The organism is Paenibacillus hamazuiensis, assembly GCF_023276405.1.
Taxonomy (GTDB): domain Bacteria; phylum Bacillota; class Bacilli; order Paenibacillales; family NBRC-103111; genus Paenibacillus_AF; species Paenibacillus_AF hamazuiensis.
Map to the genome: position 1 here is coordinate 6,893,903 of NZ_JALRMO010000001.1, position 24,949 is coordinate 6,918,851.

Genomic DNA, 24,949 nt, shown 5'->3' on the forward strand with positions numbered 1-24,949 from the left:
TCCCCGCCGCTTCATTTAAAGTAGGTGAGTAGATACGAGGGTTGCGGGGAGTGGACATCATGCATTATCGCTGGACGACATACAAAAAAATTATACTGCTTGTGCTGCTGCTGCTTGTACCGACGGTCATTTTGTACAGTTATTCGCATGTAACCTCCGTTAACGTGATCGAGAACGAAATTCAGGAAGCAAGCTTGAACCGCATTTTCACCTTATCTTCGCAAATGGACAACATTGTGGAGCAGCTTTCCATTTTATCGATTGTCGTCAGCAAAGATCCGGCGATCAAACAGCTCAACAAATCGGGAAGAGAGAAAACCGACCCTCTCAAGCAGTTGGAACTGCAGGAATCGCTTGTCCGAAGCTTGGATTTGCTGAGCGCCACGAGCCGCTGGATCAACGGCATCACGATATATTTGCCCGGTTTGAAACAGGCTTACTCCAATGACTACTCCGGCGTGTATAATCCGGAATACTTGCAGCGTAACGTGACGACCGATTGGCGGTATAACCGGATGGAACAAGGCGATTCGTATTTCAGCAAATTTGTGCCGAGCCCGCTGACGTCCTACAAAAACCCGCTTGAAGCCGAATCGCTCATTGAAGTTCGTTTCTCCAAGCAAAATATCGTGAATATGCTCTCCGAGTTCAAAAGCGAGAACAAGGGTGAACCGTTTCTTTACAAAGCCGGTTCGGAACCGATTGCCAGCGGCGAAGCCGATATGGAACGAATCCGGCAAATTACCTCTTATCTGGACGGGAAACAGCCGGATAACAGCGGCCACCTGATGCTGACACTGGACGGCGAGCAATTTATCGTCAATTATTTGAAAAATAAAAGCCTGCAGTGGTATTTGGTCGATTATATGCCGCTGGAGCAGACGCTGAAGCCGATTTTCCACACCAGAAATATGTTTTATTTCGCCATGTGTTTTATGCTCGGTCTCAGCGCCGTCGTTGCCTTTTTCCTGTACAAGCAGGTGCAGGTTCCTATCCGGATGCTGATGCACGGCGTTCAAGGCATCCAGCGGGGAACATATTCATACAGGCTTCAATATCATCCGAAAAACGAATTCGAATTTTTATTTTATCGCTTCAACGAGATGGCAGCGGAAATTCAGCGTTTGATCGAAACGGTGTATAAGGAAAACATACGTTTTCGCGAGGCGAAGCTGAAGCAGCTGCAATCGCAGATTAACCCGCATTTTTTATACAACTGTTTGTTTTTCGTAAAAAACATGATCGCCATCGACGATAAATCGTCGGCTACCGCGATGGTGCTCAATTTGGCGCAATATTACCGTTTCATTACGAAGCTGGAAAGCACGATGACGTCGCTTGGGGATGAGATGAAGCTGGTGCGGAGCTATTTGGATATTCAGAATTTGCGGATGGAACGGTTCCATTACGAAATCGATATCCCGGACTCGATGCTGGAAACCCCAATTCCCCGTCTGCTCATACAGCCGATCGTCGAAAACGCGATTATTCACGGCATAGGCAACATCGAGGGATACGGAATTATTTCCATCGAAGGCAAGGAAACCGACAGCGATTACAAAATCATGATCGATGATAACGGCAACGGATTGTCCGAAGAAAAGGCGGCGGAGCTGCTCGATCGGATATCCCGGCCGCTCGACGGCGAATCCGGCTGTGGACTTTGGAACGTGCATCAACGGCTGCAGCTTCAGTTTAACAAGCAGGAAGGGCTTCAATTCGCGGCCTCGCCGCTAGGAGGACTGCGCGTCATCGTTTCATGGGGAAAAACAATTGCGTCTGACAGCGATCGGAGGGAGTAACGATGCTCACGTTATTAATCGTAGACGATGAGAGCAGCGTGGTAGAGACATTGGCCGTTGCGATTCCGTGGGCACAAATGGGCATCGAAGCGGTATACAAAGCGTTCTCCGCGAAGGAAGCGATAGATATTCTCAGCACGAACCCGGTCAATATCGTCATAACCGATATCAATATGCCGGTGACGTCAGGCCTCGATTTGGTCGGTACCATTCAAGCCAGATGGAAGCGGACCAGGTGCATATTGCTGTCCGGTCACGCGGAATTCGAATATGCGCAGATCGGCATTCAAAATCAAATCAGCGGGTATTTGCTGAAGCCGGTCAGCGACGAGGAACTGATGGCTTGCGTGAGCAAGGTCACCGCCGAAATCGAACGGGAAACCTCGCAGAACGATGCCTATGAACGGGCGATGAAGGTGCTTAGGGATCACCTCCCCCGGCTGAAGGGCGAGTTTCTGCACGATTTGCTGCAGGGGAAAAGATTGCCGGAGGAAGCGCTGCAAGAGAAGCTCAAGCTGCTTGAATTGCCGCTATCCGCCGGGAGCGATATATTGATGGCGCTTGTACGCTTTAAGGAAGATTTCAACGATTACAATCCTTTTGAAATGTCGCTGATGGAATTTGCCGTCGGAAATATGGCGGAGGAAACATTCGGGGAGCATTTCGAGGTTTGGCAGTGTAAGGACGTTCACGAATATTTGGTTCTTGTTCTTATTCCCAAGGATGGCAGTATGCATAATGGTGACAACGCACTTGTGGAACAAACCGCGAACCAATTTCAAGCGAATGTGCAGCAATATTTGAAAAAACGAATCTCCGTACTTGTCGGGCAGTGGGGAACGTTTCCGGGATCGCTGACGAATTTGTACAATAACCTGCTTCTCGTGTTCCGAACCCGATTCGGGTCGGAGCAAAGCCTTCCTCTGTATATGATGAGCAGCTCCGATACCGTCGAGATCCAGATGCTGAGCAGGCTTTACGAGCCTCCTACTCTGATGCATCTACTCGAAGCGGGGCATTGGGAAGCTGTCGAGAATAAGCTGGAAGCTGCCCTGGATGAATTGGAGCAGCAATGGGCCGAATCATCCGAGCATATTACGGAAGCGTTCTTCTTTATATTCTCTTCGTTTTCCTTCATCGCTCATAAAAACGGGAAGAAACTTGCGGATATCATCGACGATGAATACGTGAAAGGGAAGGGTTTAACCCCGTCGACGACCGTCAAGCATTTGCGGGAATGGGTTCGCAGTGTGTACGGCAAGTTTCATGCCAGCGCCTTGCAGGAGTCAAGGACGGCCAGAACGAACATTGTGAAGGAAGCGCAAAAATATATATTGGCTCATTTGTCGCAAAATATTTCCTTGCAGGAAATTTCCGACCAATTGAGGCTGCACCCTGCATACCTGTCCCGGGTTTATAAGCTCGAAACCGGAGAAAACATAAGCGAATATATAACCAGGCTCAAATTGGAAAAATCCGCACAGCTGCTGACGCTGAGCACGATGAAAATATATGAGATTTCCATAGAGGTCGGATACCAAAACCCGAATTATTTCAACAAAGTGTTTAAAAAGCATTTTGGGCTTACCCCTCAGGAATACCGGACCGCTAAAGCGCAGTCGTAGAGGCTGAATGTATCCATACAGATGTAAAGCAAAATAAAAAATACAAATTTTATTAAAATAAAAAAATCGCGGTCATATGACCGCGATTGCTTGTCTTGAAAAGTATCGAGACGACAGGATTTGAACCTGCGACCTCTTGGTCCCGAACCAAGCGCTCTACCAAGCTGAGCCACGTCTCGAAGATTTGAAAAGCATATAGCGAGCTGCATGGCGCGCCCGATACGATTCGAACGTACGACCTGCAGTTTAGGAAACTGTCGCTCTATCCTGCTGAGCTACGGGCGCGCAGCGAAATTAATAATATCACATCATAAAGAGATTGTAAAGATCTTTTATGGGCGTTGGCACCATTTACATGCCGTCTGCGGAATCACGGGATGTTCTTCCCGCGAAGCCGGCGAAAAAATTGCGTCAGCATGGAGCTGCATTCTTCCTGCAAAATCCCGCTTATGACTTCCGTACGATGGTTGAACCTTTCCTCCTGCAGCAAATTCATAAGCGTTCCTGCGCAGCCGGCCTTCGGGTCCGGAGTTCCGTAAATCACTTGACTGATTCGGGATTGCACGATCGCGCCGGCACACATCGGGCAAGGCTCAAGCGTAACGTACAGCCTGCAATCCGTCAGCCGCCAGGCCTTAAGGTATTCGCTGGCTTCGCGAATCGCCAGCAGCTCTGCATGGGCAAGTGGGTCCGCGGCGGTTTCCCGCAAATTATGGCCGCGCCCGATGATTTGATCGTTCCAAACGATAACCGCGCCTATGGGCACCTCTTGTTTTTCTTCCGCCAAACGAGCTTCCTTTATAGCTTCCCTCATGTACATTTCATGTGTATGTATCTGCAAAACGGCACCTCTGGACGCATAGTGGATACGAAACGAACATGCATTCGTTGTTAACATGTTGTGGATAACCCTGTGGATAAACGGCGGATTATTCACATTTTATTGTAGGGGATTGTGGGTAGAATCTCAAGCAACGAAACTGTATCCGGTCATTATGAAAACAATGTAAATTGTTTGAAAACCTATTGAAAACGGATTTTTTTCTCGATATACTGAGTCTATATTCATAGGAACAATTACCTATATAGATACCGATAATAGCAAACTTGCCGAAAGGCAAGGACGCAAAGTCAAAGGGTCTAAGGTTCCAATTGAGGAGCGATGACAGCCTGGCTGCCGGGTTAACGTGTGCTGTATGCTCGTACTGTACATGAGGCGGTGCAAAGCTGTCTTCGGCGATTCCGGAGGCGGCTTTTTTCCTATATCGATAAGGAAGGGTGGTTTTGGTAATGAGGTCGATGCCTGCGTTCAGAAAAAAAGCCCAATTTGAGTTTGCCCCGGAAAAATATCAAAGTCCGGCTGGAATTTTGCTGAACAGCCGAACGGTGGTAGAGAAAAACGATTATGTGTCCACAGGAGTATTGTCGTACGCCGAAGGCGATATTCTTGAAGTTGAACTGAACAACTATAACGTATTCGAGCTTGGGGACAGCGTCAAATTAACCGTTTATTCGCCGGGCGGAATTTACATGTTCGGTTCGACCGTCGTTGCCAAAGACCATGGAGCCTTAATGTTCATCAATCCGCCGAGCAATCAGAAACGTTTTGCCGAAAAAAGGGACCATCCCCGCGTTCCGGTATCGCAGGAAGGCCGCATCCGCTCGCTGATTTCTCCCGAGCCGTCCGCTGGCGGTCTACATGAAGACATTATGCTGAATATTGAGAATATCAGTGTAAGCGGTCTTGGATTTACGGTGGGGCACGAGGTGCAATTGGACCCGCAGATGCGAATTGAAATCGAGATGGACCTCGGAATGCCGATTCCGTGCATTGCCGAAATTATCCGCAAGGAACCGTCTCAGGGCGGTGTTTATTATGGCGCCAAATACGTCGAATTAAGCGGGGACAAAGCGAATTCGCTCAGGGCATTTGTGCTGAAAAAGCAGGTGGAGACGCATTTCAGCAAGAAAAAGGAAGCTCAGGCCAAACGTATGTTCAAGTAACTTATTTGCAAGCTCCGCATACCGTTGATTCGGGTGGCGGGGCTTTTTTAACGCACCTGGAAAGGAAATGGATAGATTTATTGTGAAAAGAGAAGAGCAAATGTATAATAGTTGTGTTTGACGTTATTGAAACTTGAGGAGTTGTTAAATATATGGGGCTTTCATGTGGTATTGTCGGACTTCCCAACGTGGGCAAATCGACGTTGTTTAATGCGATTACGCAGGCGGGGGCGGAGTCGGCCAACTATCCTTTCTGTACGATAGATCCGAACGTAGGCGTCGTTGAGGTGCCGGACGAGCGGCTGCAAAAGCTGGCCGACATCGTCACGCCGAACCGCATCGTGCCGACGGCGTTCGAGTTTGTAGATATTGCCGGGCTCGTGAAGGGCGCAAGCAAGGGCGAGGGGCTTGGCAACAAATTTCTCGCGCACATCCGCGAGGTGGACGCCATCGTGCATGTGGTGCGGTGCTTCCAGGATGAGAATATCACGCACGTCTCCGGCAAGGTCGATCCGATCAGCGATATCGAGACGATCAATCTGGAGCTGATTTTGGCGGATATCGAATCCGTTGAAAAGCGTATTGAGCGTTCGCGGAAAAATATGAAGGGCGGCGACAAAAAATACGCTCAGGAAGTGGAATGTCTGGACCGTATCAAAGAGGCGCTCTATAACGACAAGCCGGCGCGCAGCGTCGAGTTGGACGACGAAGAGAAGCTGCTCCTCCGCGATCTGCATCTGATCACGATGAAGCCGGTGCTGTATGCGGCGAACGTCAGCGAAGCGGAAGTGGCGAATGCGGACGGTAATCCGTATGTGCAGAAGGTGCGCGAATACGCGGCGCAGGAAGGCGCCGAGGTCGTTCCGATCAGCGCCAAGGTGGAGGCGGAAATCGCCGAGCTGGAAGGCGAAGACAAGGAGATGTTCCTGGAGGAGCTCGGCATTCAGGAATCCGGCCTCAACCGGCTCATCCGCGCGGCATACAAGCTGCTCGGATTGTACACGTATTTTACGGCCGGAGTACAGGAAGTGCGCGCTTGGACGATCCGCAAAGGCATGAAAGCTCCTCAGGCGGCAGGCGTCATCCATACCGATTTCGAACGCGGCTTTATCCGTGCGGAAGTGGTCGGCTACGAGGATCTGGTCGGAAGCGGTTCGATGAACGCGGCCAAAGAAAAAGGTTTGCTCCGTCTGGAAGGCAAGGAATACGTCGTGCAGGACGGAGATGTCATGCACTTCCGTTTTAACGTTTAACGGATCATGTATAATATATATAGAATGAGCAACAGGAGGTGAATCCACATGTTGGATAAATTGCAGGCATTGGCCGACCGATATGAAAAGCTGAGCGAACTTCTGTGCGATCCGGATGTAGCGAGCGATCCGAAGCGGCTGCGCGAGTATTCGAAGGAGCAGTCGGATATGCAGGAAGCATACGAAGCTTATACCGAATATAAAAGCGTCGTGCAGCAGCTGGATGCGGCGAAAGAGATGCTAGGCGAGAAGCTCGACGACGAGATGCGCGAGATGGTGAAGATGGAGCTTGACGAGTTGTCCGAACGCAAGCAGCAGCTGGAGGACCGGCTTCACATTCTGATGCTGCCGAAAGACCCGAACGACGACAAAAACGTCATTGTGGAGATCCGCGGCGCGGCGGGCGGAGACGAGGCGGCGCTGTTCGCGGCCGATCTGTACCGCATGTATACGAAATATGCCGATTCCCAAGGCTGGAAAACCGAAGTGCTGGACATGAATGCGAGCGATTTGGGCGGATTCAAGGAAATCGTGTTTATGATCACCGGCAAAGGCGCCTACAGCAAGCTCAAATACGAGAGCGGCGCTCACCGCGTGCAGCGGATTCCGGTGACCGAATCCGGAGGGCGTATCCACACCTCAACTTCGACCGTCGTGGTCATGCCGGAGGCGGAGGAAGTCGAAATCGAAATCAACGAAAACGACATTCGCGTCGATACGTTTTGTTCCAGCGGTGCGGGCGGTCAGTCCGTCAACACGACGAAGTCGGCCGTGCGCGTGACGCATATTCCGACGGGGATCGTGGCGACGTGCCAGGACGGCAAATCGCAAAACTCGAACAAGGAAAAGGCGCTGCAGGTTCTGCGCGCGCGGATTTACGAGAAGCAGCTGCAGGAAGAGCAGGAGAAATACGCCGGCGAGCGGAAAAGCAAGGTCGGCACCGGCGACCGCAGCGAACGGATCCGCACGTACAACTTCCCGCAAAGCCGGGTGACCGATCACCGGATCGGCCTGACGCTGCATAAGCTGGATGCGGTGCTGAACGGCGATATGGAAGAAATCATCGGAGCGCTCACGATAGCGGCGCAAACCGAAGGTCTGGATGAAAGAGGAGAGGCCGTATGACAGACGGCCGGGACCGAGGCGATGCCGCGATGAGCGATCGGCGTACAGTACGGGAAAACGGACAGACAGTGACCATTCGGGAAGCCTTCGCAGAGGCTTCTTCTTTTTTACGGGCGGCGGGGGTGCAGGACGCCGCCGGCTGTGCCGAGCTCTTGCTGATGCACCTGCTCGGGCTGGACAAGACCGCGCTGCTGCTCCGCTGGAGCGAGCCTCTCGCACCGGGGCCGGAGCGGGAGGCAGCATGGCGGGAAATGCTCCGGCGCAAGGCGGCAGGTGAGCCGGTGCAGTATATTATAGGGGAGCAGGAGTTTTACGGGCTCCCCTTCGAGGTCACGCCGGCGGTGCTCATCCCGCGCCCCGAGACGGAGCTGCTCGTCGAGGCGGTCGTCCGCGCCGGACGCGGGTTGTGGCCGGACGGCGCGCCGCTCGTCGCCGACATCGGCACCGGCAGCGGCGCGATCGCCGTCACCGCCGCGGTGCAGTGCCCGAGCTGGAGCTTCGCCGGCTCGGACATCTCCGCCGCCGCGCTCGAGGTCGCGCGGCGCAATGCGGCGCGCCACGGCGTGACGGCGCGCATCAACTTCGTCCAAGGAGACCTGCTCATGCCGTTCATCGAACGACGGGTCGCCTTGGACGCAGTCGTTTCGAATCCGCCGTATATTGCGGCGGATGAGCTGCCCGGGCTGCAGCCGGAGGTACGGCTGCACGAGCCCGTGACCGCGCTCGTCGGCGGTGTCGACGGGCTGGACCCGTACCGCCGGCTGACGGAGCAGCTGCCCCAGCTTCCGCGTATGCCGCGGCTTGTCGCGTTCGAGTACGGCCAAGGTCAGGCGCCCGCAATCGCCGACATGCTCGGCAAGGCCGCGGATTGGGATGAGCTGCGGATCATCCCGGATCTGGCGGGCATCGACCGGCACATTCTAGCAATCCGAAAAAAATGATAGATTCATAGGTTTAACCCTTTCCGGTTCTGCCCATACTGATGCTATGAGGCAAGAATGACAGTTTCGGAAGGGGTTAGCCGCTATGGTCAAGCAAGCTTATTCGATGTCGGTCAGACGTCTCGCTTATATCGCTTTTGCACTTATCGTGATGATGATGAGCTGGGAATCGACGAAAATGCAAGCTTCCGCCCTCATTCAGCAGGACATTCCGAAGGACTCGATCCGCATTCGCATCTTGGCGAATTCGGATTCGGTGGCCGATCAATGGGTGAAACGCGAAGTGCGTGACGCGATTTTTGCAGAGATCCGCACATGGGCGGAAGGTCCGCAAACGATCGAACAGGCGCGCGAGATGATTCGCGCTCGGTTGGGCGAGCTGGAGCAGCTGAGCAACGACACTCTGCATGACCGCGGATTCGGATACGATGCGAAAGTCGAGCTGGATACGGTTCCGTTCCCGGCGAAAACCGTCGGAACGAAGGTTTATCCGGCCGGACAATATGAAGCGCTGCGTGTGACGCTCGGCAAAGGCGAAGGCCAAAACTGGTGGTGCGTGTTGTTCCCGCCGCTGTGCTTCATGGGCGGACAGATCGTAGCGAAAAAAGATGTGGAAGCGAAGCAGGCTGCGGAGCGGGAAGAGCCGGCGGCCGGACAGGCGGGGCAGAATGCCCGTGGTACGGCAAGCGCAGCGGGCAATCAAGGGCAAGGGGCGGATTCGGGAAAGGCACCCGGGAAAGCCGCTTCCGGCAAGAACGCTACGGAAAAAGCCTCCGGCGGCGGTAAAGTCGGTTCCGGCGAAAACATAGCCGCTTCCGCGAAAGAGAGCGGCGCTAAAGGCAAAACTGCCTCCGACACGTCACAAACCGTTAAAGCGTCGCAGCCGCAGCCGGAAATCCATTTCTTCGTGTGGGACATGCTGAAAAAGCTGTTTGCTTGATACCGATAATCCTATACGTAAACAAAGGAGATACCTCCTCATGACGAACTATTGGCAGGTCGACCCCGAAAAACCCGACGGGCAGGCCATCCGCGAAGCGGCCGGCCTGCTCCGCGAAGGGCAGACCGTCGCGTTTCCGACGGAAACGGTGTACGGCCTCGGAGCCGACGCGACGAACACCGAAGCGGTTCAGGCGATTTTCACCGCCAAGGGCCGTCCGTCGGACAACCCTCTCATCGTACATATCGCTCACCGGTCTCAATTGGACGGGCTTGTCCTCCCGTACGATGAGACCGTTTGCCGTTTGATCGACGCCTTCTGGCCCGGCCCGCTGACGATCGTGCTGCCCGCCCGGCCCGGCGTGCTGTCGCCGCTTGTGACCGCGGGGCTGGACACGGTCGGCGTGCGCATGCCGGCGCACCCGGTCGCGCTCGCGCTGATCGATGCGGCCGGCTGCCCGGTCGCCGCGCCCAGCGCCAACCGCTCGGGGCGTCCGAGCCCGACGCGCGCGGAGCACGTGCGCGAGGATCTCGGCGGTCGCATCGGCGGCATCGTGGACAGCGGCCCGACCGGCGTCGGGCTCGAGTCCACGGTCGTCGCCGTCTCCGGCGGCGGCGTGCATATCCTGCGCCCGGGCGGCGTGACGGCCGCCGCGCTGCGCGCAGCTCTGCCGGGCGCGCATGTCGAAGACAGCGCCCGCGAGGTGCAGCCCGGCGAAGCGCCGCGCTCGCCGGGGATGAAGTACACCCACTACGCGCCGCAGGGCCGCATGGTGGTCGTGCAGGGCGCAAGCGAGGCGGCCGTCGTCGCCCGCATGCGCCAGGAGCTCGCCCAGGCCAAAGCCGCGGGCGAGACAACCGGCGCGCTCGCGTTCACCGGCGCGGCGGCGCAGCTTGACGCCGACTGCGTGCTGGAGAGCGGCCGCGGCCTCGAGCAGCTCGCGCATCGCCTGTACGATGCGCTGAGGCGTTTTGACGAAGAAGGCGTCACCTTCATCGTTGCGCAGGGCTGCCCGGAGGAGGGGCTAGGCGCCGCGATCATGAACCGGCTGCGGAAAGCGGCCGGCGGCCGGGTCGTCCAAACTTAAGGCATGTTTGTCCCCTTGTCCGCATATTCTGGTTAGGAACAGTGGACAGGGGGAGTTGAACCTTGGAAATCATGACGCCCTATCAATGGGGCCAGCTCATTACGATCCTTGTCATGGCCATCGCCCTGGGACTGGACGCGCTTTCGCTGGGGCTGGGTATCGGCATGAGGGGGATTCGCCTGTGGGATATCCTGAAAATCAGCGTGGTCATCGCGTTATTTCATATGATCATGCCGCTGATGGGAATGTTCACCGGGCAATACGTCAGCACGCTGCTCGGCGATGTGGCGACGATGATCGGCGGCGTGCTGCTGCTGCTGCTCGGCGCGCATATGGTATACAGCTCCGTCAAAGGCGACGAGGTTCGATCGTTCGATCACCGCACCTTTTGGGGAATCATCGTATTCAGCCTCAGCGTCAGCATCGATTCGTTTTCCGTCGGCGTTTCGCTCGGCATGTTTTCCACGGATCTGCTGCTGACCGTACTGATGTTCGGTTCGTTCGGCGGAGCGATGTCGATCATCGGACTTTTGCTCGGCCGCCGAGTCGGCCATTGGATCGGCGAGTATGGCGAAGCGTTCGGCGGAGTCATCCTGCTAGCGTTCGGAATCAAATTTTTGTTGTAAACGATCCCGGGCCCGCTGAGCCGGGTTCCATAATTGCCGTCAATTAGGGTAAAATAGATGTTGGAGTGAATAAGGCGAGACTTTCGCTGCAAAAGGGGGGATCATCGCCATGAAGCATATTTTGTTCATCTGTACCGGCAACACTTGCCGCAGTCCGCTTGCCGAAGGGATGCTTCGCCAGCTTGCCCGCGAACGGGGTCTGGCTATCGAAGTGAGATCGGCGGGAGTCGCCGCTTATGAAGGTGCGCCGGCCTCCGACCATACGGCGACGATTTTGCGGGAAAAAGGGATCAAGGAGCCGCACAAGGCGTCGCCGCTAACCGGAGATTTGCTTGACTGGGCCGATCTGGTGCTGACGATGACCCAAAGCCACAAGCGGCATGCGATTCAGCTTTTTCCCGAAGCGGTGGATAAAATATTTACACTCAAAGAGTATACGCTGGACGATCCCGCCGAGCTGGAGGCTGTTGCCGAAATAGAGCGGCTTTATGCCGACGCGCAGATGAAGCAGGCGCTCGCCCAGCCGATCACCGATGACGAGCGTTCCCGGATGACGGAGCTGCAGCGGAAGCTGCCGAGCTACGATATCGCCGATCCCTTCGGAGGTTCGCTGACGACGTACCGCAAAAGCGCCGAAGAAATCGAGCGGAGCCTGCACAAGCTGATCCGCAAGTTGGAATCTTTTTCATGAAAAATAGACGAAAGCTTTCCCGATTGCATCTTTACACATGCTTCCGATTGAGCTATGATGAAAATAAGCAATCAAGGGACCCGGTGTAACTGGCGACGCGTGGAATGAACCACAGTGGAGCATCGGGACATACGGCCGGTCGCCTGGGCAAAAGAGCTTGCGCTTATCGTTCTTGCAGAACGGGCGTGATGCTCTTTTTTTCGTCTGTAGAGGCATGTTTAGGTTATACTAGCCGTATCCCATGTATATTCAGGAGGGCGACATTTATGAAAATTGCCATTGGTGCGGATCATGCCGGTTACCGGCTGAAGGACGAACTGGTCGGTTTTATCCAATCGCTCGGACACGAGGTAAAAGATTTCGGCGCTTTCGGGCCTGAATCGGTCGATTACCCCGACTACGCATCTGAGGTATGCGGTCAAGTTGTTTCCGGCGAGGCGGACAAAGGTATTCTGATTTGCGGAACGGGCATCGGCATGACGATTGCCGCCAACAAAATTCCCGGTATCCGCTGCGCGCTTGTGCACGATTTGTTTTCCGCGAAGGCGACGCGCGAACACAACGATTCCAACGTGCTTTCGTTAGGCGAGCGTGTGATCGGACCCGGCGTGGCCCAGGAAATCGTCAAGATTTGGCTCGAGACGGAGTTTTCCCAGGGAGAACGCCATAAAAACCGCGTCAATAAAGTGAAGCAGCTGGAAGAAAAACATACGCTTCATCCTTAATCGCTTTGTGCGGAAAGGAGGCGGGCTTAATTGAACAGCAATCCTATAAATGATGCCGCTGGCGTACCGGCCCCGTCCACGGAGCAGTTCGCCGATTTTGCGGGCCATGCCGCCGACATTGCGCTGCACGTCGAGCAAATTTTGCGAGAGCTCGTGCAGGCGGGCGGGATTCGGAACGGGCACATCGTCGTTATCGGGACAAGCACCAGCGAGGTGCTCGGCCAGCGTATCGGCACATCCGGTACGGTGGATGTGGCCAGGCATATTTTCGCTGCGGTGGAAAAGGTTCGGCAGGACGCCGGTTTCTACCCGGCATATCAATGCTGCGAGCATTTGAACCGCGCGCTCGTGGTCGAATCCGCTTTGCTGGAACGGTACCCGCAGCTCGAGCCCGTATCCGTCGTCCCCGTGCCGAAGGCCGGAGGTTCGATGGCTTCATACGCGTTCCGGCAGTGGGCCGATGCCCGCGTGGTCGAGACGATTCAGGCGCACGCCGGAATCGATATCGGCGAGACGCTGATCGGCATGCATTTGCGCCGGGTCGCGGTGCCGTTTCGCCCCTCGATCCGCTTCGTCGGGCAGGCGCGGGTCACGGCGGCTTTTACAAGGCCGAAGCTGATCGGCGGAGCGCGGGCGGTGTATGAACTGGAATCCGCCAAGCAGGACGTTACTTGCGATTAATCGTTACTTGATACGAGCATTTATCTATTTTGAGGAGGAAACCCTGTGGAACATTTGCGTAAAACCGATCCGAAAATCGTAGAAGCCATGAATCTGGAGCTCGGCCGCCAGCGCGATAAAATCGAGCTGATCGCCTCCGAAAACTTCGTTAGCCAAGCTGTTTTGGAAGCGATGGGCACCGTGCTGACGAACAAGTACGCCGAAGGTTACCCGAATCGCCGTTACTATGGCGGCTGCGAATACGTCGACATCGTGGAAAGCATCGCACGCGATCGCGCGAAAGAACTGTTCGGCGCCGATCACGCGAACGTGCAGCCTCACTCCGGCGCGCAGGCGAACATGGCTGTTTATCTGGCTGCGCTGAACTCCGGCGATACCGTTCTCGGCATGAACTTGGCGCATGGCGGCCACTTGACGCACGGCAGCCCGGTGAACGCATCCGGCATTTTGTACAACTTCGTCGCCTACGGCGTCAGCGAAAAAGACGCCCGCATCGATTACGACGAAGTCCGCAAAGCGGCTTTCAAGCACAAGCCCCGCATGATCGTAGCCGGTGCGAGCGCTTATCCGCGCATCATCGATTTCGAAGCGCTCGGCCAAATCGCAAATGACGTGGGCGCGCTGCTCATGGTCGACATGGCGCATATCGCCGGTCTCGTTGCAGCCGGGCTGCACCCGAACCCGGTGCCGCACTCCCACTTCGTGACGACGACCACGCACAAAACGCTGCGCGGTCCGCGCGGCGGCATGATCCTGTGCCGCAAGCCGTGGGCGCAAGCAATCGATAAAGCGGTGTTCCCGGGCAGCCAAGGCGGCCCGCTGATGCACATCATCGCCGCGAAAGCCGTTTCCTTCGGCGAAGCGCTGCAGCCGGAGTTCAAAACGTACGCACAGCAAGTCGTGAACAACGCGAAGGCATTGTCCGAAGCGCTGATGGCCGAAGGCATCAACCTCGTTTCCGGCGGCACGGACAACCACCTGATGCTGATCGATCTGCGCAACCTGAACATCAGCGGTAAAGATGCCGAGCACCTGCTGGACGAAGTCGGCGTGACCGTCAATAAAAACGCGATTCCGTTCGACCCGACCAGCCCGTTTGTCACAAGCGGCATTCGCGTCGGCACACCAGCAGCGACTTCCCGCGGCATGGACGAAAACGCGATGAAAACGATCGCTCGAATCATTTCTTTGACTTTGAAAAACCCGACCGACTCCTCCGTACACGACAAAGTGCGCGGCATGGTCAAAGATCTGACTTCCCAGTTCCCTCTCTATCCGGGTCTGGCCTATTAATCAGCTTTCACAGCCGGCGTTTCTTCCACAGAAACGCCGGCTTTTTATTTTGCCAACCATGTGGATAAACATTGTGCAATCTGGGGATAAATTGTGGATAATTAGAAACAAAAGGTATCCACGTGTGCATAACTGTTTTTTTTGCTGAAATTTTGTTTGTACATGTTTTGAAGCTTAGAAGATTACGATGAGTTTTGAGTGTAAGTGTATGCGGATGTAATGTGTTGAAGGTTAGGGTTAGGCTTAGCAGAAAAGTGGAGCGTGGCGGCATAGGATTTCGCGTCAGCGAAATCCATCCCGTCATACGCGAGCCCGTGGCACTCTGAAACTCCCACCGTATCGCGCCAAAAGTAAAGCGTGTCCGGCATAGGATTTTTCGACCGAAGGCGATAAAATCCATGCCGGACAAACGCGAATTAGAAGCATGCAGCTGCTCCCGGCGGGCGGGTCCAGGGCGCTTGGGGCGCCTGGGGTCCCCCTTTAAGGGGGATTTAGGGGGTGGTGCTAGGGGACTGCTTACGGCAGTAGGATATTTCCCGCAGCTTATGATATAATAAACGAGATTTTGGACAAACCGTCCTATTTTTCAGGGGGAAACAAAGCATGGGAAAAGTATTCGTTTGCGACCATCCGCTTATCCAGCACAAGCTGACGTACATACGCGAGGAGAACACTACAACGAAGGATTTCCGCGAGCTGGTCGACGAAGTGGCGACGCTGATGGCGTACGAAATAACAAGGGACATCCCGCTTGAAAAGGTGCAGGTCAAAACCCCCGTAGCGATGGCCGAATGCCGCGTCATTTCCGGAAGAATGCTCGGGCTGATACCGATATTGCGGGCCGGGCTCGGCATGGTGGACGGGATCTTGAAGCTGCTGCCCGCAGCCAAGGTAGGACATGTCGGTTTGTACCGCGACCCGGATACGCTGCAGCCGGTGGAATATTACCTGAAGCTGCCGACCGACGTGCAGGAGCGTCTGCTCATCGTCATCGATCCGATGCTGGCGACCGGGGGATCGGCGAATGCGGCCATCGAGGCGCTGAAAAAACGCGGCTGCACGCAGATTAAGCTGATGTGCCTGATCGCTGCGCCCGAAGGTGTCAAAGCGGTGCAGAAAGCTCATCCGGACGTCGATATTTACGTAGCTGCCATCGACGATTATTTGAACGATCACGGTTATATCGTCCCAGGCTTAGGGGACGCGGGAGACCGTCTGTTCGGAACGAAATAATAAGCGAACCAATATAAGCTAAGGGGATAGAGCGCATGAGCAAAATCAAAGTGATGACGATTTTCGGCACGAGACCGGAAGCGACCAAGATGGCCCCGCTTGTTCTGGAGCTGCAAAGACATCCGGAGCATATCGAGTCGCTCGTCTGCGTCACCGCCCAGCACCGGGAGATGCTGGACCGCGTGCTCGAATTGTTCGAGATCAAGCCGGATTACGATTTGAACGTCATGAAGCCGGGCCAGTCGCTGAACGAGGTGGCGATCCGCGTGCTGCAAGGGCTGGAGCCGGTTTTCCGCGAAGAAAAACCCGACCTGATTCTCGTGCACGGCGATACAAGCACCACGTTCCTGGCCAGCTATGCCGCATTTCTGCAGCAAATTCCGATCGGTCACGTTGAAGCGGGGCTGCGCACCTGGAACAAGCTTTCGCCGTATCCGGAGGAAATGAATCGCCAGCTGACCGGCGTGCTCTGCGACCTGCATTTTGCGCCGACGGACTGGTCGGCAGGCAATCTTCGCAGTGAGAACAAACCGGAGCAGCATATTTACATCACCGGCAATACGGCGACGGACATTTTCCGGTACACGGTGAAAAAAGATTTCCGGCACCCGATTCTCGACTGGGCCAAAGGAAAGCGGCTGGTGTTTATGACCGCACACCGCAGGGAATCGCAGGGCGAACCGCACCGTCAAATTTTTCGTGCCGTACGGAGATTGGCCGATGAATTCGAAGATATCGCGATCGTGTACCCGGTGCATTTAAGTCCTGCGGTAAAAGGACCGGCGCATGAACTTCTGGGCGGTCATCCGCGCATCATGCTGACCGAACCGCTGGACGTTGTCGAGGTGCATAACCTGTATCCTCATACGTACATGATTTTGACCGATTCCGGGGGACTGCAGGAGGAGGCGCCTTCGTTCGGCGTACCGGTGCTGGTGCTGCGTGAAACGACGGAACGTCCCGAGGGAATCAAGGCCGGCACGCTGGAGCTTGTGGGCACCGATGAAGACAAGGTTTTCGACCGGGCTCGCGCACTGCTGACCGACAAAACGCTGTACGACAAAATGAGCAAGGCTGCCAACCCTTATGGAGACGGAAAAGCGTCCGAGCGCATTGTAGAAGCCATTTTGTACCATTTCGGCAAGCTTGAAAAGCGCCCTCTTCCGTTCCAACCGTGACAATATCATGACAAACATTACAGCATACAGTTGTACTGTCTGGTTTAAAAATCACAAAAACCTTGATCCATCAATGTTTTTGTGATTTTTGTCATGGCGCTGGAAGATCAGTCCATCATTGACAAAAGGAACTTTACTTCGATAAAATAAACTAGGATTTAAGGAAGGGAAGGGTTCCGTATGCAAAAACCACCTTCTCAGGATAATCCTTGGCGAGCGGTTGCGCTTGTCAGCGCCATCGGGGCGGATCTGGTCGTCTGCATGCTCGCCGGGTATTGGTTAGGGCAGCTTGCGAGTGAATGGGCAGGCGGCAAACCGATTCTGATCGTAGGCGGGATTATGCTCGGCTTCCTTGTCGGCGTGTTCAGCGTCATCCTCATTCTTCGCAAGTATACAGGGGGCTCTAATGGATGATTTCTCCGCCCATCTGAAAACGGTTCAACGCATGGCGTTCTTTTTTTTGTCCTTCTGCTTCATGGGTTGGGCGTTAGTGCCGCAGCACCGCCCTTACATGGCCGGTCTGATTTTGGGTACCTGCGTCAGCATGATCAACGCCCGCTACTTGGCGTGGAAGATCGAGCAGCTCACGAAAGCGGTCATGGAGAAGTCGAACCGCAAGATCAACATGGGCTTTATCACTCGCGCCTCAACTTCGCTGCTAGCCATCCTGGTTTGCTATAGATTCCAGCAGCAGTTTGCATTTTCTACCACGCTGGCAGGATTATTTTTCGCACAGTTGGCAACACTCCTACTGGGCATTATTTCAAATTTTAAGCAACGTAAGTAGGTTCACATTATTCTGCGGAAAGGGGTGAAATACTGCATGCATGAACTGCCGATAATTACACTTGGCGGGATCCGCTTTGATTTATCCAGCATCATCATGATTGTGGTCACCAGCATAATCGTCTTGATTTTGGCGCGCCTCGGCACAAGCCGGCTGTCTGTGAACAATCCGGGCAAAATGCAAAACTTTCTCGAATGGGTGGTTGATTTTGTCTCCGGTCTAATCGCCAGCACGATGGATATGAAAAAGGGCAAGTCGTTTTTGATGCTGGGCATTACGCTGATTATGTTTATTTTCGTAGGAAACATGTTGGGCTTACCGTTCGGTATCGCATTCGAGGTGACAGAGCCGATGCCGATCTTCGGCATTACGGCGGAAGAACTGCATCATGCTCACGAAACCGGCAAGCATATCGCGCTTTCCTTCTGGAAATCGCCTACGGCCGACGTTGCTGTGACGATGGGCCTCGCTGCCATGATAATCGTGATGGTACACTTCCTGGGGCTTACGAGAAACACGCATCACTACTTGAAGCACTATGTGGAACCGCATTGGGCGATGTTCCCGCTGAACGTGATCAAAGAGGTGTCCAAGCTTTTGACACTCGGTCTTCGTCTATTCGGTAACATTTACGCCGGCGAGGTGCTGATTTCCGTCATCTTGATGGCCGGTTGGGTGGGCATCATCCCGCTTATCGTATGGCAAGGCTTCTCGGTTTTCGTAGGCGCAATCCAGGCGTTCGTGTTTACGATTTTGACTATGGTTTATATCTCCCAGGCGACAGAGCATGGGGACGAGCATTAATCTAGCGGATCTACGGATCCGATGAGATCAAAAAATAAAAATCTAATGACATTTGAGGAGGATTTTATCCATGGAATTTCTTGCTGCAGCAGTTGCTATCGGTTTGGGTGCGCTTGGCGCAGGTATCGGTAACGGTTTGATCGTAGGTCGCGCAATCGAAGGTATTTCCCGTCAGCCGGAGCTTCGCGGTACTTTGCAAACGACGATGTTTATCGGTGTAGGTCTTGTCGAAGCATTGCCGGTTATCTCCCTCGTATTCGCCTTGCTGTTCACTTTCGTTTTGAGATAAGTTTCAGGTGGCGGGGCCTTACGCTCTCGCCTTCGTTTTGCCTAGGGCTTTTCATGCGAAGTGATCGACTCAGAATGTAAACCTCTCAGAAGGGAGTGACCTTGGATGAATTTTATTCCGTCAACGTTTTTTATTGCGATAATTTCCTTCGGGATTTTGTATCTTCTGCTCAAGAAGTATGCTTTCGGGCCTCTATTTGGCATTATGGAGCAGCGCAGAACGCACATTACCGAACAAATCCAGCAGGCGGAGCAAAACCGCAAAGCGGCTGAGCAACTGCTCGCCGAGCAAAAAGAAGCCATTCAGCAAGCTCGAAACGAAGCTAAAGAAATTTTGGATCAGGCTCGAGCTACCAGCTCCAAGCAAGCGGATGAGATCATTCAGCAAGCGAAAGCGGAAGCGTCCCGCTTGAAGGATGAAGCGCTTCGCGATATCGAGAACGAGAAGAACAAAGCGGTCGCATCGCTGCGCGCTCAAGTAAGCGCCATGTCCGTATTGATCGCTTCGAAAATTATCGAAAAGCAAATCGATGAAAAGTCACAGGAGCAGTTGGTTGACCATTACCTGAAAGAGGTAGGGGGCAATCTATGAGCCGGGACTTGAACGTAGCGAAGCGTTACGCCAGAGCGCTTTTCGAAGTGGCGAAGGAACGTAACGCCGTATCTCAGGTGGAAGAAGAGCTTCGCGCCGTTTCTGCGGCATTCGACAGCAATCGCGATCTGCAGAAGCTGGTCCAGCATCCCGGCATCGACGTGGATGTGAAAAAAGGCCTGTTGAAGCAGCTGTTTGAAAACAATGTCTCCGACATGGTGTACAATACGCTGCAGCTGCTCGTCGACCGCGGGCGCGAAGACATTCTGGGTGCGCTCAAATTGTATTTTACCGATATTGCCAATGAGGCGCTGGGGCAAGCGAATGCCACCGTCTATACGCCGTTTGAGCTTTCGGAAACCGAGCTGTCGCAAATAAAGGACCAGTTCGGTAAAATCACGGGCAAAACGATTCGCGTGGATTCCGTGATCGACAAGAGCTTGCTGGGCGGCATTCAGGTGCGCATCGGTGACCGTCTGTACGACGGAAGCTTGTCCGGCAAATTACAACGTATACAAAAAGTTTTGAATCAATCTCAAGCACTGTGAGAATAGGGGTGAGGTTCGTTGAGTATCAGACCTGATGAAATCAGCACGCTGATTAAACAGCAGATTGAAAACTATAAATCCGAATTGGAAGTCGTTGAAGTCGGTACGGTCATTCAAGTCGGTGACGGTATTGCGCGCGCGCACGGTTTGGAAAACGTCATGGCCGGCGAGCTGCTTGAGTTCTCCAACGGCGTACTCGGTTACGCGTTCAACCTGGAAGAAAGCAACGTCGGTATCGTTATCTTGGGACCTTTCACGGATATCCGCGAAGGCGATCAGGTTCGCCGCACGGGCCGCATCATGGAAGTTCCGGTAGGCGAAGCTATGCTGGGCCGCGTTGTCAACGCGCTCGGACAGCCGGTCGACGGCAGAGGCCCGATCGAAACGACGCATTTCCGTCCGGTCGAATCTCCAGCACCGGGCGTTATGGCCCGTAAATCGGTTCACGAACCGATGCAAACCGGTATCAAAGCGATCGACGCGATGATCCCGATCGGCCGCGGTCAGCGCGAGCTGATCATCGGCGACCGTCAAACCGGTAAAACCCAGATCGCGCTCGACACGATCATCAACCAAAAAGGCAACGGCGTAAAATGTATTTACGTCGCGATCGGCCAAAAGCAATCCACCGTCGTCGGCGTTGTCGAAACGCTGCGTAAAGCCGGCGCACTCGACTATACGATCGTTGTAACGGCGAGTGCATCCGAGCCGTCCCCGATGCTGTGGCTGGCTCCGTATGCAGGCTGCGCAATGGGCGAGTACTTCATGTACAAAGGCGAGCACGTTCTGATCATCTACGACGACTTGACCAAGCAAGCGGCTGCATACCGCGAGTTGTCCCTGCTGCTCCGCCGTCCTCCGGGCCGGGAAGCTTATCCGGGTGACGTATTCTATCTGCACTCCCGTTTGCTGGAGCGCGCTGCGAAGCTGAGCGACGAGCTTGGCGCAGGTTCCTTGACGGCACTGCCGTTCATCGAGACGCAAGCAGGCGACGTGTCCGCATACATTCCTACGAACGTCATCTCGATTACGGACGGTCAGATTTTCCTTGAAGCGGATCTGTTCTATTCGGGTCAACGTCCGGCGGTTAACGTCGGTATCTCCGTATCCCGCGTAGGTAGCTCTGCACAAATCAAAGCGATGAAAAAGGTTGCCGGTACGCTCAAAACCGACCTTGCGCAATACCGCGAGCTCGCAGCGTTTGCCGCGTTCGGCTCCGATTTGGATAAAGCGACGCAAAACCGCTTGAACCGCGGTCTGCGTACCCTCGAGCTGCTGAAGCAGGGCGTAGCCCAGCCTATGCCGGTTGAGAAGCAGGTTGTGGCGATTTATGTCGTAACCAGAGGTCACCTGGACGAGTTGCCGGTTCAAGACGTACGCCGTTTTGAAGCCGAGTTCCTCGCTTATGTGGACTCGAACCGTCCGGAAATTTTCGCAAGTATCCGCGATACGAACGATTTGACCGCGGATAACGAAAATGCTCTGAAAGATGCGATTGCGCAGTTCAAAAAAGGATTTGCTCCTTCGGCATAAATAAAGTGAATCACCGGAGCTTCTCGTGCGGGAAGCTCGGTGCTTTCGTTTATGGGCGAACAGCCTATGCATAGAGAACGGCTTCTCCCTTGGAGAAAAGCTTCGAGAGGCAGGTGAGCAGGCATGGCAAAAGGTATGCGCGAAATAAAGCGCCAAATCAATTCCAAGAAAAATACGATGCAAATTACGCGGGCCATGGAGATGGTATCGGCGGCGAAGCTGAGAAGAGCCCAGCAAGCGGCAGAAGCGGCGCGCCCGTACTCCGACAAGATGAAGGAAGTTATCGCGAGCATCGCAGCAGGGACGAAGGGTGTGAAACACCCGATGCTGCAAAGTCGCGAGATCAAGAAAACCGGTTATCTGGTCATCACCTCGGACCGCGGTTTGGCCGGCGGTTTTAACGGAAATTTGCTTCGTAAATTGATGACGGAAATTCAGGAGAGACACAGCTCTCCGAATGACTATGTCGTTTTTGTGATCGGACGCAAAGGAAGAGACTTCTTCCGCAAACGAAACATCACCATCGTGGATGAGGTGACCGGTTTATCGGATTCACCGACGTTCGCGGACATCAAAACGATTACTTCGGCGGCGGTAGGCAACTTCGAAAACGGCAGCTACGACGAGCTTTACCTGGTGTACAACGAGTTCAAAAACGCAGCAACGCAAATTCCTCGGGTAAAACGGCTGCTTCCGCTCGAAGAAGTCAAAAGCGGCGCTCCCGTAACGAATTACGAATACGAGCCGTCCGCGGAAGGCGTACTTGAGGTGCTGCTGCCGAAATATGCGGAAACGCTCATCTACAGCGCGCTGCTCGATTCGAAAGCGAGCGAACACGGCGCAAGGATGACGGCGATGAACAACGCTACGAAGAACGCGAAGAAAATGATCACTACGCTGACGCTGTCCTATAACCGTGCCCGTCAGGCTTCCATCACTCAGGAAATTATGGAGATCATTGCGGGAGCTAACGCGCAGGCGTAGTTCGGATGAATGGATTTTGAGCTTCTAAAGCATATCCTTACGAAGTAAGTTTTGCCAGAGCAAAACTTTTAGGAGGTAAAACATGAGCAAAGGGCGCGTTGTGAATGTAACGGGGCCGGTTGTCGACATCGAGTTCGAACGTGGACATCTCCCCGAAATTTTAAATGCGATCAAGATCGAAAGAAAAGCCCAAAACGACAAAGAGCGCGATATCAACCTGACCGTTGAAACAGCGGTTCACCTCGGCGACAACATGGTTCGCTGCGTGGCGATGTCTTCCACGGACGGTTTGATCCGCGGTGCGGAAGCTGTTGACTTGGGCGTGCCGATCAGCGTACCGGTAGGTCCGGCCACGCTCGGCCGCGTATTTAACGTACTTGGTGATCCGATTGACGGCGACATGAACGTAGACCGTTCGATGACGAGCCCGATTCATAAGCCGGCTCCGTCGTTCGAGAACTTGTCGACACAAGCGGAAATTCTTGAAACGGGTATTAAAGTTATCGACCTGATCGCTCCGTATGCCAAGGGTGGTAAAATCGGTCTGTTCGGCGGTGCGGGCGTAGGTAAAACCGTTACGATGCAGGAGCTCATTCACAACATCGCTCAAGAACACGGCGGTATTTCCGTATTCGCAGGCGTAGGTGAAAGAACTCGTGAAGGTAACGACTTGTACCATGAAATGAAAGACTCCGGCGTTATCGCTAAAACGGCGATGGTGTTCGGCCAGATGAACGAGCCGCCAGGCGCGCGTCTTCGCGTAGCTTTGACCGGTTTGACCATGGCGGAATACTTCCGTGACCAGGAAGGCCGCGACGTGCTTCTGTTTATCGACAACATCTTCCGCTTTACCCAAGCGGGTTCCGAAGTGTCCGCTCTTCTCGGCCGTATGCCTTCCGCGGTTGGTTACCAGCCGACGCTGGCCACCGAGATGGGCCAATTGCAAGAGCGGATCACCTCCACGAAAAAAGGTTCCGTTACGTCGATCCAGGCGATCTACGTTCCGGCGGACGACTATACCGACCCGGCTCCGGCAACGGCATTCGCCCACTTGGACGCAACGACGAACCTGGAGCGTAACATCGCGGCAATGGGTATTTTCCCGGCCGTTGACCCGCTCGCTTCGTCTTCCCGGATTTTGACTCCGGAAATTCTCGGCGAAGAACATTACCAAGTCGCTCAAGGCGTGAAGAGAATTTTGCAGCGCTATAAAGAGCTTCTCGATATCATCGCGATCCTGGGTATGGACGAGTTGTCCGACGAAGACAAATTGGTCGTTCGCCGCGCCCGCCGCATCCAGCTGTTCCTTTCGCAGCCGCTTCACGTGGCCGAAGCGTTCAACGGCATCCCGGGCATCTACGTACCGGTTAAAGAAACCGTGCGCAGCTTCAAGGAAATCCTTGAAGGCAAACACGACGATCTTCCGGAACCGGCGTTCCATAACGTCGGCACGATTGAAGACGCGATCGCCAAAGCGAAGACGCTGTAATTTGCTTACGAAGTGAACATTCCGACGAATGTTCAGCCTATCCTTACGAAGTGAGTTTGCTAACGCAAACTCAGCTTATGCTTACGATGTGAACTTTTCCTCCGGAAAAGTTCTTAGGAGGAATCCAAGTGAGTACTTTCCTGCTTGAAATAGTAACCCCCGAGCGTAAAGTGTACGCGGAAGACGCGAACATGATCATCGTAAAGGGTGCGGAAGGCGAGCTTGGTATCTTGCCGAATCATATTCCTCTTGTCACTCCTTTGAAAGTAGCTCCGTTGACCGTGAAAAAAAGCGGAAGCCCGGACGCCTACATCGCCGTTCACGGCGGATTTATGGAAGTGCGCAAGGACAAAGTTGTGATTTTGGCCGAGAGTGCCGAATTGCCTGAGCAAATCGACGTAGACCGGGCCAGATCCGCCAAGGAACGCGCGGAACAGCGTCTTGCCGCCAAACGCGACGAGATCGATTTCCGCCGCGCCGAGCTGGCGCTCCAAAGAGCGATGAACCGGATTGATGTATACGAGCGTGGAAATAAATAATAAAAAAACGGAGACCGTGAGGTTCTCCGTTTTTTTGTATTTTTGGGGTGTCTCCTATAGCATCGTACAACGAAGTTAAGCGGGTCTGGCCATAGGTTTTGCGTGAGCAAAACCATGGACAGACAAACGCGAGCCCGAGGCACGCATCAACTCCCGCATCAGCGCTCCAAAAGTTAAGCGT

General features: G+C 54.3%; 26 protein-coding genes, 2 tRNA genes and 2 riboswitches. Of the genes, 25 read left to right on the forward strand and 3 right to left on the reverse strand.

Annotation, left to right across the window (positions count from 1 at the left end; translation table 11 throughout):
• Nucleotides 1–59: 59 nt before the first annotated feature.
• Both MYS68_RS30205 and MYS68_RS30210 read left to right on the forward strand, forming a co-directional pair.
• Nucleotides 60–1,802, forward strand: coding sequence for a sensor histidine kinase (locus MYS68_RS30205; protein WP_248929354.1), 1,743 nt, complete (start codon nt 60–62; stop codon nt 1,800–1,802).
• Nucleotides 1,803–1,804: 2 nt separating this feature from the next.
• Nucleotides 1,805–3,427 (forward strand): response regulator transcription factor, encoded by a 1,623-nt coding sequence (locus MYS68_RS30210; RefSeq protein WP_248929355.1) that lies wholly within the window; start codon nt 1,805–1,807, stop codon nt 3,425–3,427.
• A 105-nt stretch (nt 3,428–3,532) separates the two neighbouring features.
• Here the strand turns inward: MYS68_RS30210 and MYS68_RS30215 are convergent.
• From MYS68_RS30215 to tadA, 3 genes are all read right to left on the reverse strand, one after another.
• Nucleotides 3,533–3,606 (reverse strand) — tRNA-Pro (locus tag MYS68_RS30215).
• A 29-nt stretch (nt 3,607–3,635) separates the two neighbouring features.
• A tRNA-Arg gene (locus MYS68_RS30220) sits at nt 3,636–3,712 on the reverse strand.
• Between the two features lie 85 nt (nt 3,713–3,797).
• Nucleotides 3,798–4,325, reverse strand: coding sequence for a tRNA adenosine(34) deaminase TadA (gene tadA, locus MYS68_RS30225; RefSeq protein ID WP_275983554.1), 528 nt, complete (start codon nt 4,323–4,325; stop codon nt 3,798–3,800).
• A 192-nt stretch (nt 4,326–4,517) separates the two neighbouring features.
• A riboswitch (cyclic di-GMP riboswitch) is annotated at nt 4,518–4,609 on the forward strand.
• Between the two features lie 108 nt (nt 4,610–4,717).
• Between tadA and MYS68_RS30230 the strand changes: the two genes are divergently transcribed.
• From MYS68_RS30230 to MYS68_RS30340, 23 genes are all read left to right on the forward strand, one after another.
• The gene (locus MYS68_RS30230) at nt 4,718–5,431 is read left to right on the forward strand and encodes a PilZ domain-containing protein (RefSeq protein ID WP_248929356.1); all 714 of its coding nucleotides are present in this window, start codon (nt 4,718–4,720) and stop codon (nt 5,429–5,431) included.
• Nucleotides 5,432–5,583: 152 nt separating this feature from the next.
• Nucleotides 5,584–6,684: a redox-regulated ATPase YchF gene (gene ychF / locus MYS68_RS30235; protein ID WP_248929357.1), complete on the forward strand. Its 1,101-nt coding sequence runs from the start codon at nt 5,584–5,586 to the stop codon at nt 6,682–6,684.
• A 48-nt stretch (nt 6,685–6,732) separates the two neighbouring features.
• Nucleotides 6,733–7,809, forward strand: a complete 1,077-nt coding sequence (gene prfA, locus MYS68_RS30240) for a peptide chain release factor 1 (RefSeq protein ID WP_248929358.1) — start codon at nt 6,733–6,735, stop codon at nt 7,807–7,809.
• A 29-nt stretch (nt 7,810–7,838) separates the two neighbouring features.
• Entirely contained in the window at nt 7,839–8,750 is a 912-nt protein-coding gene (gene prmC, locus MYS68_RS30245) for a peptide chain release factor N(5)-glutamine methyltransferase (RefSeq protein ID WP_248931057.1), read from the forward strand.
• Nucleotides 8,751–8,835: 85 nt separating this feature from the next.
• Nucleotides 8,836–9,690, forward strand: coding sequence for a stage II sporulation protein R (spoIIR, locus tag MYS68_RS30250; RefSeq protein WP_248929359.1), 855 nt, complete (start codon nt 8,836–8,838; stop codon nt 9,688–9,690).
• Nucleotides 9,691–9,730: 40 nt separating this feature from the next.
• The gene (locus MYS68_RS30255; protein WP_248929360.1) at nt 9,731–10,777 is read left to right on the forward strand and encodes an L-threonylcarbamoyladenylate synthase; all 1,047 of its coding nucleotides are present in this window, start codon (nt 9,731–9,733) and stop codon (nt 10,775–10,777) included.
• 71 nt (nt 10,778–10,848) lie between these two features.
• A complete protein-coding gene (locus MYS68_RS30260) occupies nt 10,849–11,403 on the forward strand; it encodes a manganese efflux pump MntP (protein ID WP_248931058.1) in 555 nt (184 codons plus the stop codon).
• 109 nt (nt 11,404–11,512) lie between these two features.
• On the forward strand, nt 11,513–12,094 hold the full coding sequence (locus MYS68_RS30265; RefSeq protein WP_248929361.1) for a low molecular weight protein arginine phosphatase: 582 nt from the start codon (nt 11,513–11,515) through the stop codon (nt 12,092–12,094).
• Nucleotides 12,095–12,169: 75 nt separating this feature from the next.
• Nucleotides 12,170–12,250: riboswitch (ZMP/ZTP riboswitch) on the forward strand.
• 110 nt (nt 12,251–12,360) lie between these two features.
• Nucleotides 12,361–12,819, forward strand: coding sequence for a ribose 5-phosphate isomerase B (rpiB, locus tag MYS68_RS30270; protein WP_248929362.1), 459 nt, complete (start codon nt 12,361–12,363; stop codon nt 12,817–12,819).
• A gap of 117 nt (nt 12,820–12,936) precedes the next feature.
• Nucleotides 12,937–13,500 (forward strand): TIGR01440 family protein, encoded by a 564-nt coding sequence (locus MYS68_RS30275; RefSeq protein WP_248931059.1) that lies wholly within the window; start codon nt 12,937–12,939, stop codon nt 13,498–13,500.
• A 45-nt stretch (nt 13,501–13,545) separates the two neighbouring features.
• Nucleotides 13,546–14,793, forward strand: a complete 1,248-nt coding sequence (locus MYS68_RS30280) for a serine hydroxymethyltransferase (protein ID WP_248929363.1) — start codon at nt 13,546–13,548, stop codon at nt 14,791–14,793.
• Nucleotides 14,794–15,396: 603 nt separating this feature from the next.
• Nucleotides 15,397–16,026 (forward strand): uracil phosphoribosyltransferase, encoded by a 630-nt coding sequence (gene upp, locus MYS68_RS30285; protein WP_248929364.1) that lies wholly within the window; start codon nt 15,397–15,399, stop codon nt 16,024–16,026.
• Nucleotides 16,027–16,061: 35 nt separating this feature from the next.
• Nucleotides 16,062–17,204, forward strand: coding sequence for a non-hydrolyzing UDP-N-acetylglucosamine 2-epimerase (gene wecB / locus MYS68_RS30290; protein WP_248929365.1), 1,143 nt, complete (start codon nt 16,062–16,064; stop codon nt 17,202–17,204).
• Between the two features lie 180 nt (nt 17,205–17,384).
• Nucleotides 17,385–17,618, forward strand: a complete 234-nt coding sequence (locus MYS68_RS30295; RefSeq protein WP_248929366.1) for an AtpZ/AtpI family protein — start codon at nt 17,385–17,387, stop codon at nt 17,616–17,618.
• Entirely contained in the window at nt 17,611–17,991 is a 381-nt protein-coding gene (locus tag MYS68_RS30300) for an ATP synthase subunit I (RefSeq protein WP_248929367.1), read from the forward strand. Before MYS68_RS30295 ends, MYS68_RS30300 begins: the two co-directional genes overlap by 8 nt.
• 36 nt (nt 17,992–18,027) lie before the next feature.
• Nucleotides 18,028–18,795: a F0F1 ATP synthase subunit A gene (gene atpB, locus MYS68_RS30305; protein WP_248929368.1), complete on the forward strand. Its 768-nt coding sequence runs from the start codon at nt 18,028–18,030 to the stop codon at nt 18,793–18,795.
• A gap of 70 nt (nt 18,796–18,865) precedes the next feature.
• Nucleotides 18,866–19,084: a F0F1 ATP synthase subunit C gene (gene atpE / locus MYS68_RS30310; RefSeq protein ID WP_248929369.1), complete on the forward strand. Its 219-nt coding sequence runs from the start codon at nt 18,866–18,868 to the stop codon at nt 19,082–19,084.
• Between the two features lie 105 nt (nt 19,085–19,189).
• Nucleotides 19,190–19,675, forward strand: coding sequence for a F0F1 ATP synthase subunit B (gene atpF, locus MYS68_RS30315; RefSeq protein ID WP_248929370.1), 486 nt, complete (start codon nt 19,190–19,192; stop codon nt 19,673–19,675).
• Entirely contained in the window at nt 19,672–20,223 is a 552-nt protein-coding gene (locus tag MYS68_RS30320; protein WP_248929371.1) for a F0F1 ATP synthase subunit delta, read from the forward strand. The genes atpF and MYS68_RS30320 overlap by 4 nt, the downstream gene beginning before the upstream one ends.
• An 18-nt stretch (nt 20,224–20,241) precedes the next feature.
• On the forward strand, nt 20,242–21,756 hold the full coding sequence (atpA, locus tag MYS68_RS30325; RefSeq protein WP_248929372.1) for a F0F1 ATP synthase subunit alpha: 1,515 nt from the start codon (nt 20,242–20,244) through the stop codon (nt 21,754–21,756).
• 123 nt (nt 21,757–21,879) lie between these two features.
• Nucleotides 21,880–22,740: an ATP synthase F1 subunit gamma gene (gene atpG / locus MYS68_RS30330; RefSeq protein WP_248929373.1), complete on the forward strand. Its 861-nt coding sequence runs from the start codon at nt 21,880–21,882 to the stop codon at nt 22,738–22,740.
• 82 nt (nt 22,741–22,822) lie between these two features.
• A complete protein-coding gene (gene atpD, locus MYS68_RS30335) occupies nt 22,823–24,229 on the forward strand; it encodes a F0F1 ATP synthase subunit beta (RefSeq protein WP_248929374.1) in 1,407 nt (468 codons plus the stop codon).
• A 128-nt stretch (nt 24,230–24,357) separates the two neighbouring features.
• On the forward strand, nt 24,358–24,768 hold the full coding sequence (locus MYS68_RS30340) for a F0F1 ATP synthase subunit epsilon (protein WP_248929375.1): 411 nt from the start codon (nt 24,358–24,360) through the stop codon (nt 24,766–24,768).
• Nucleotides 24,769–24,949 lie beyond the last annotated feature (181 nt).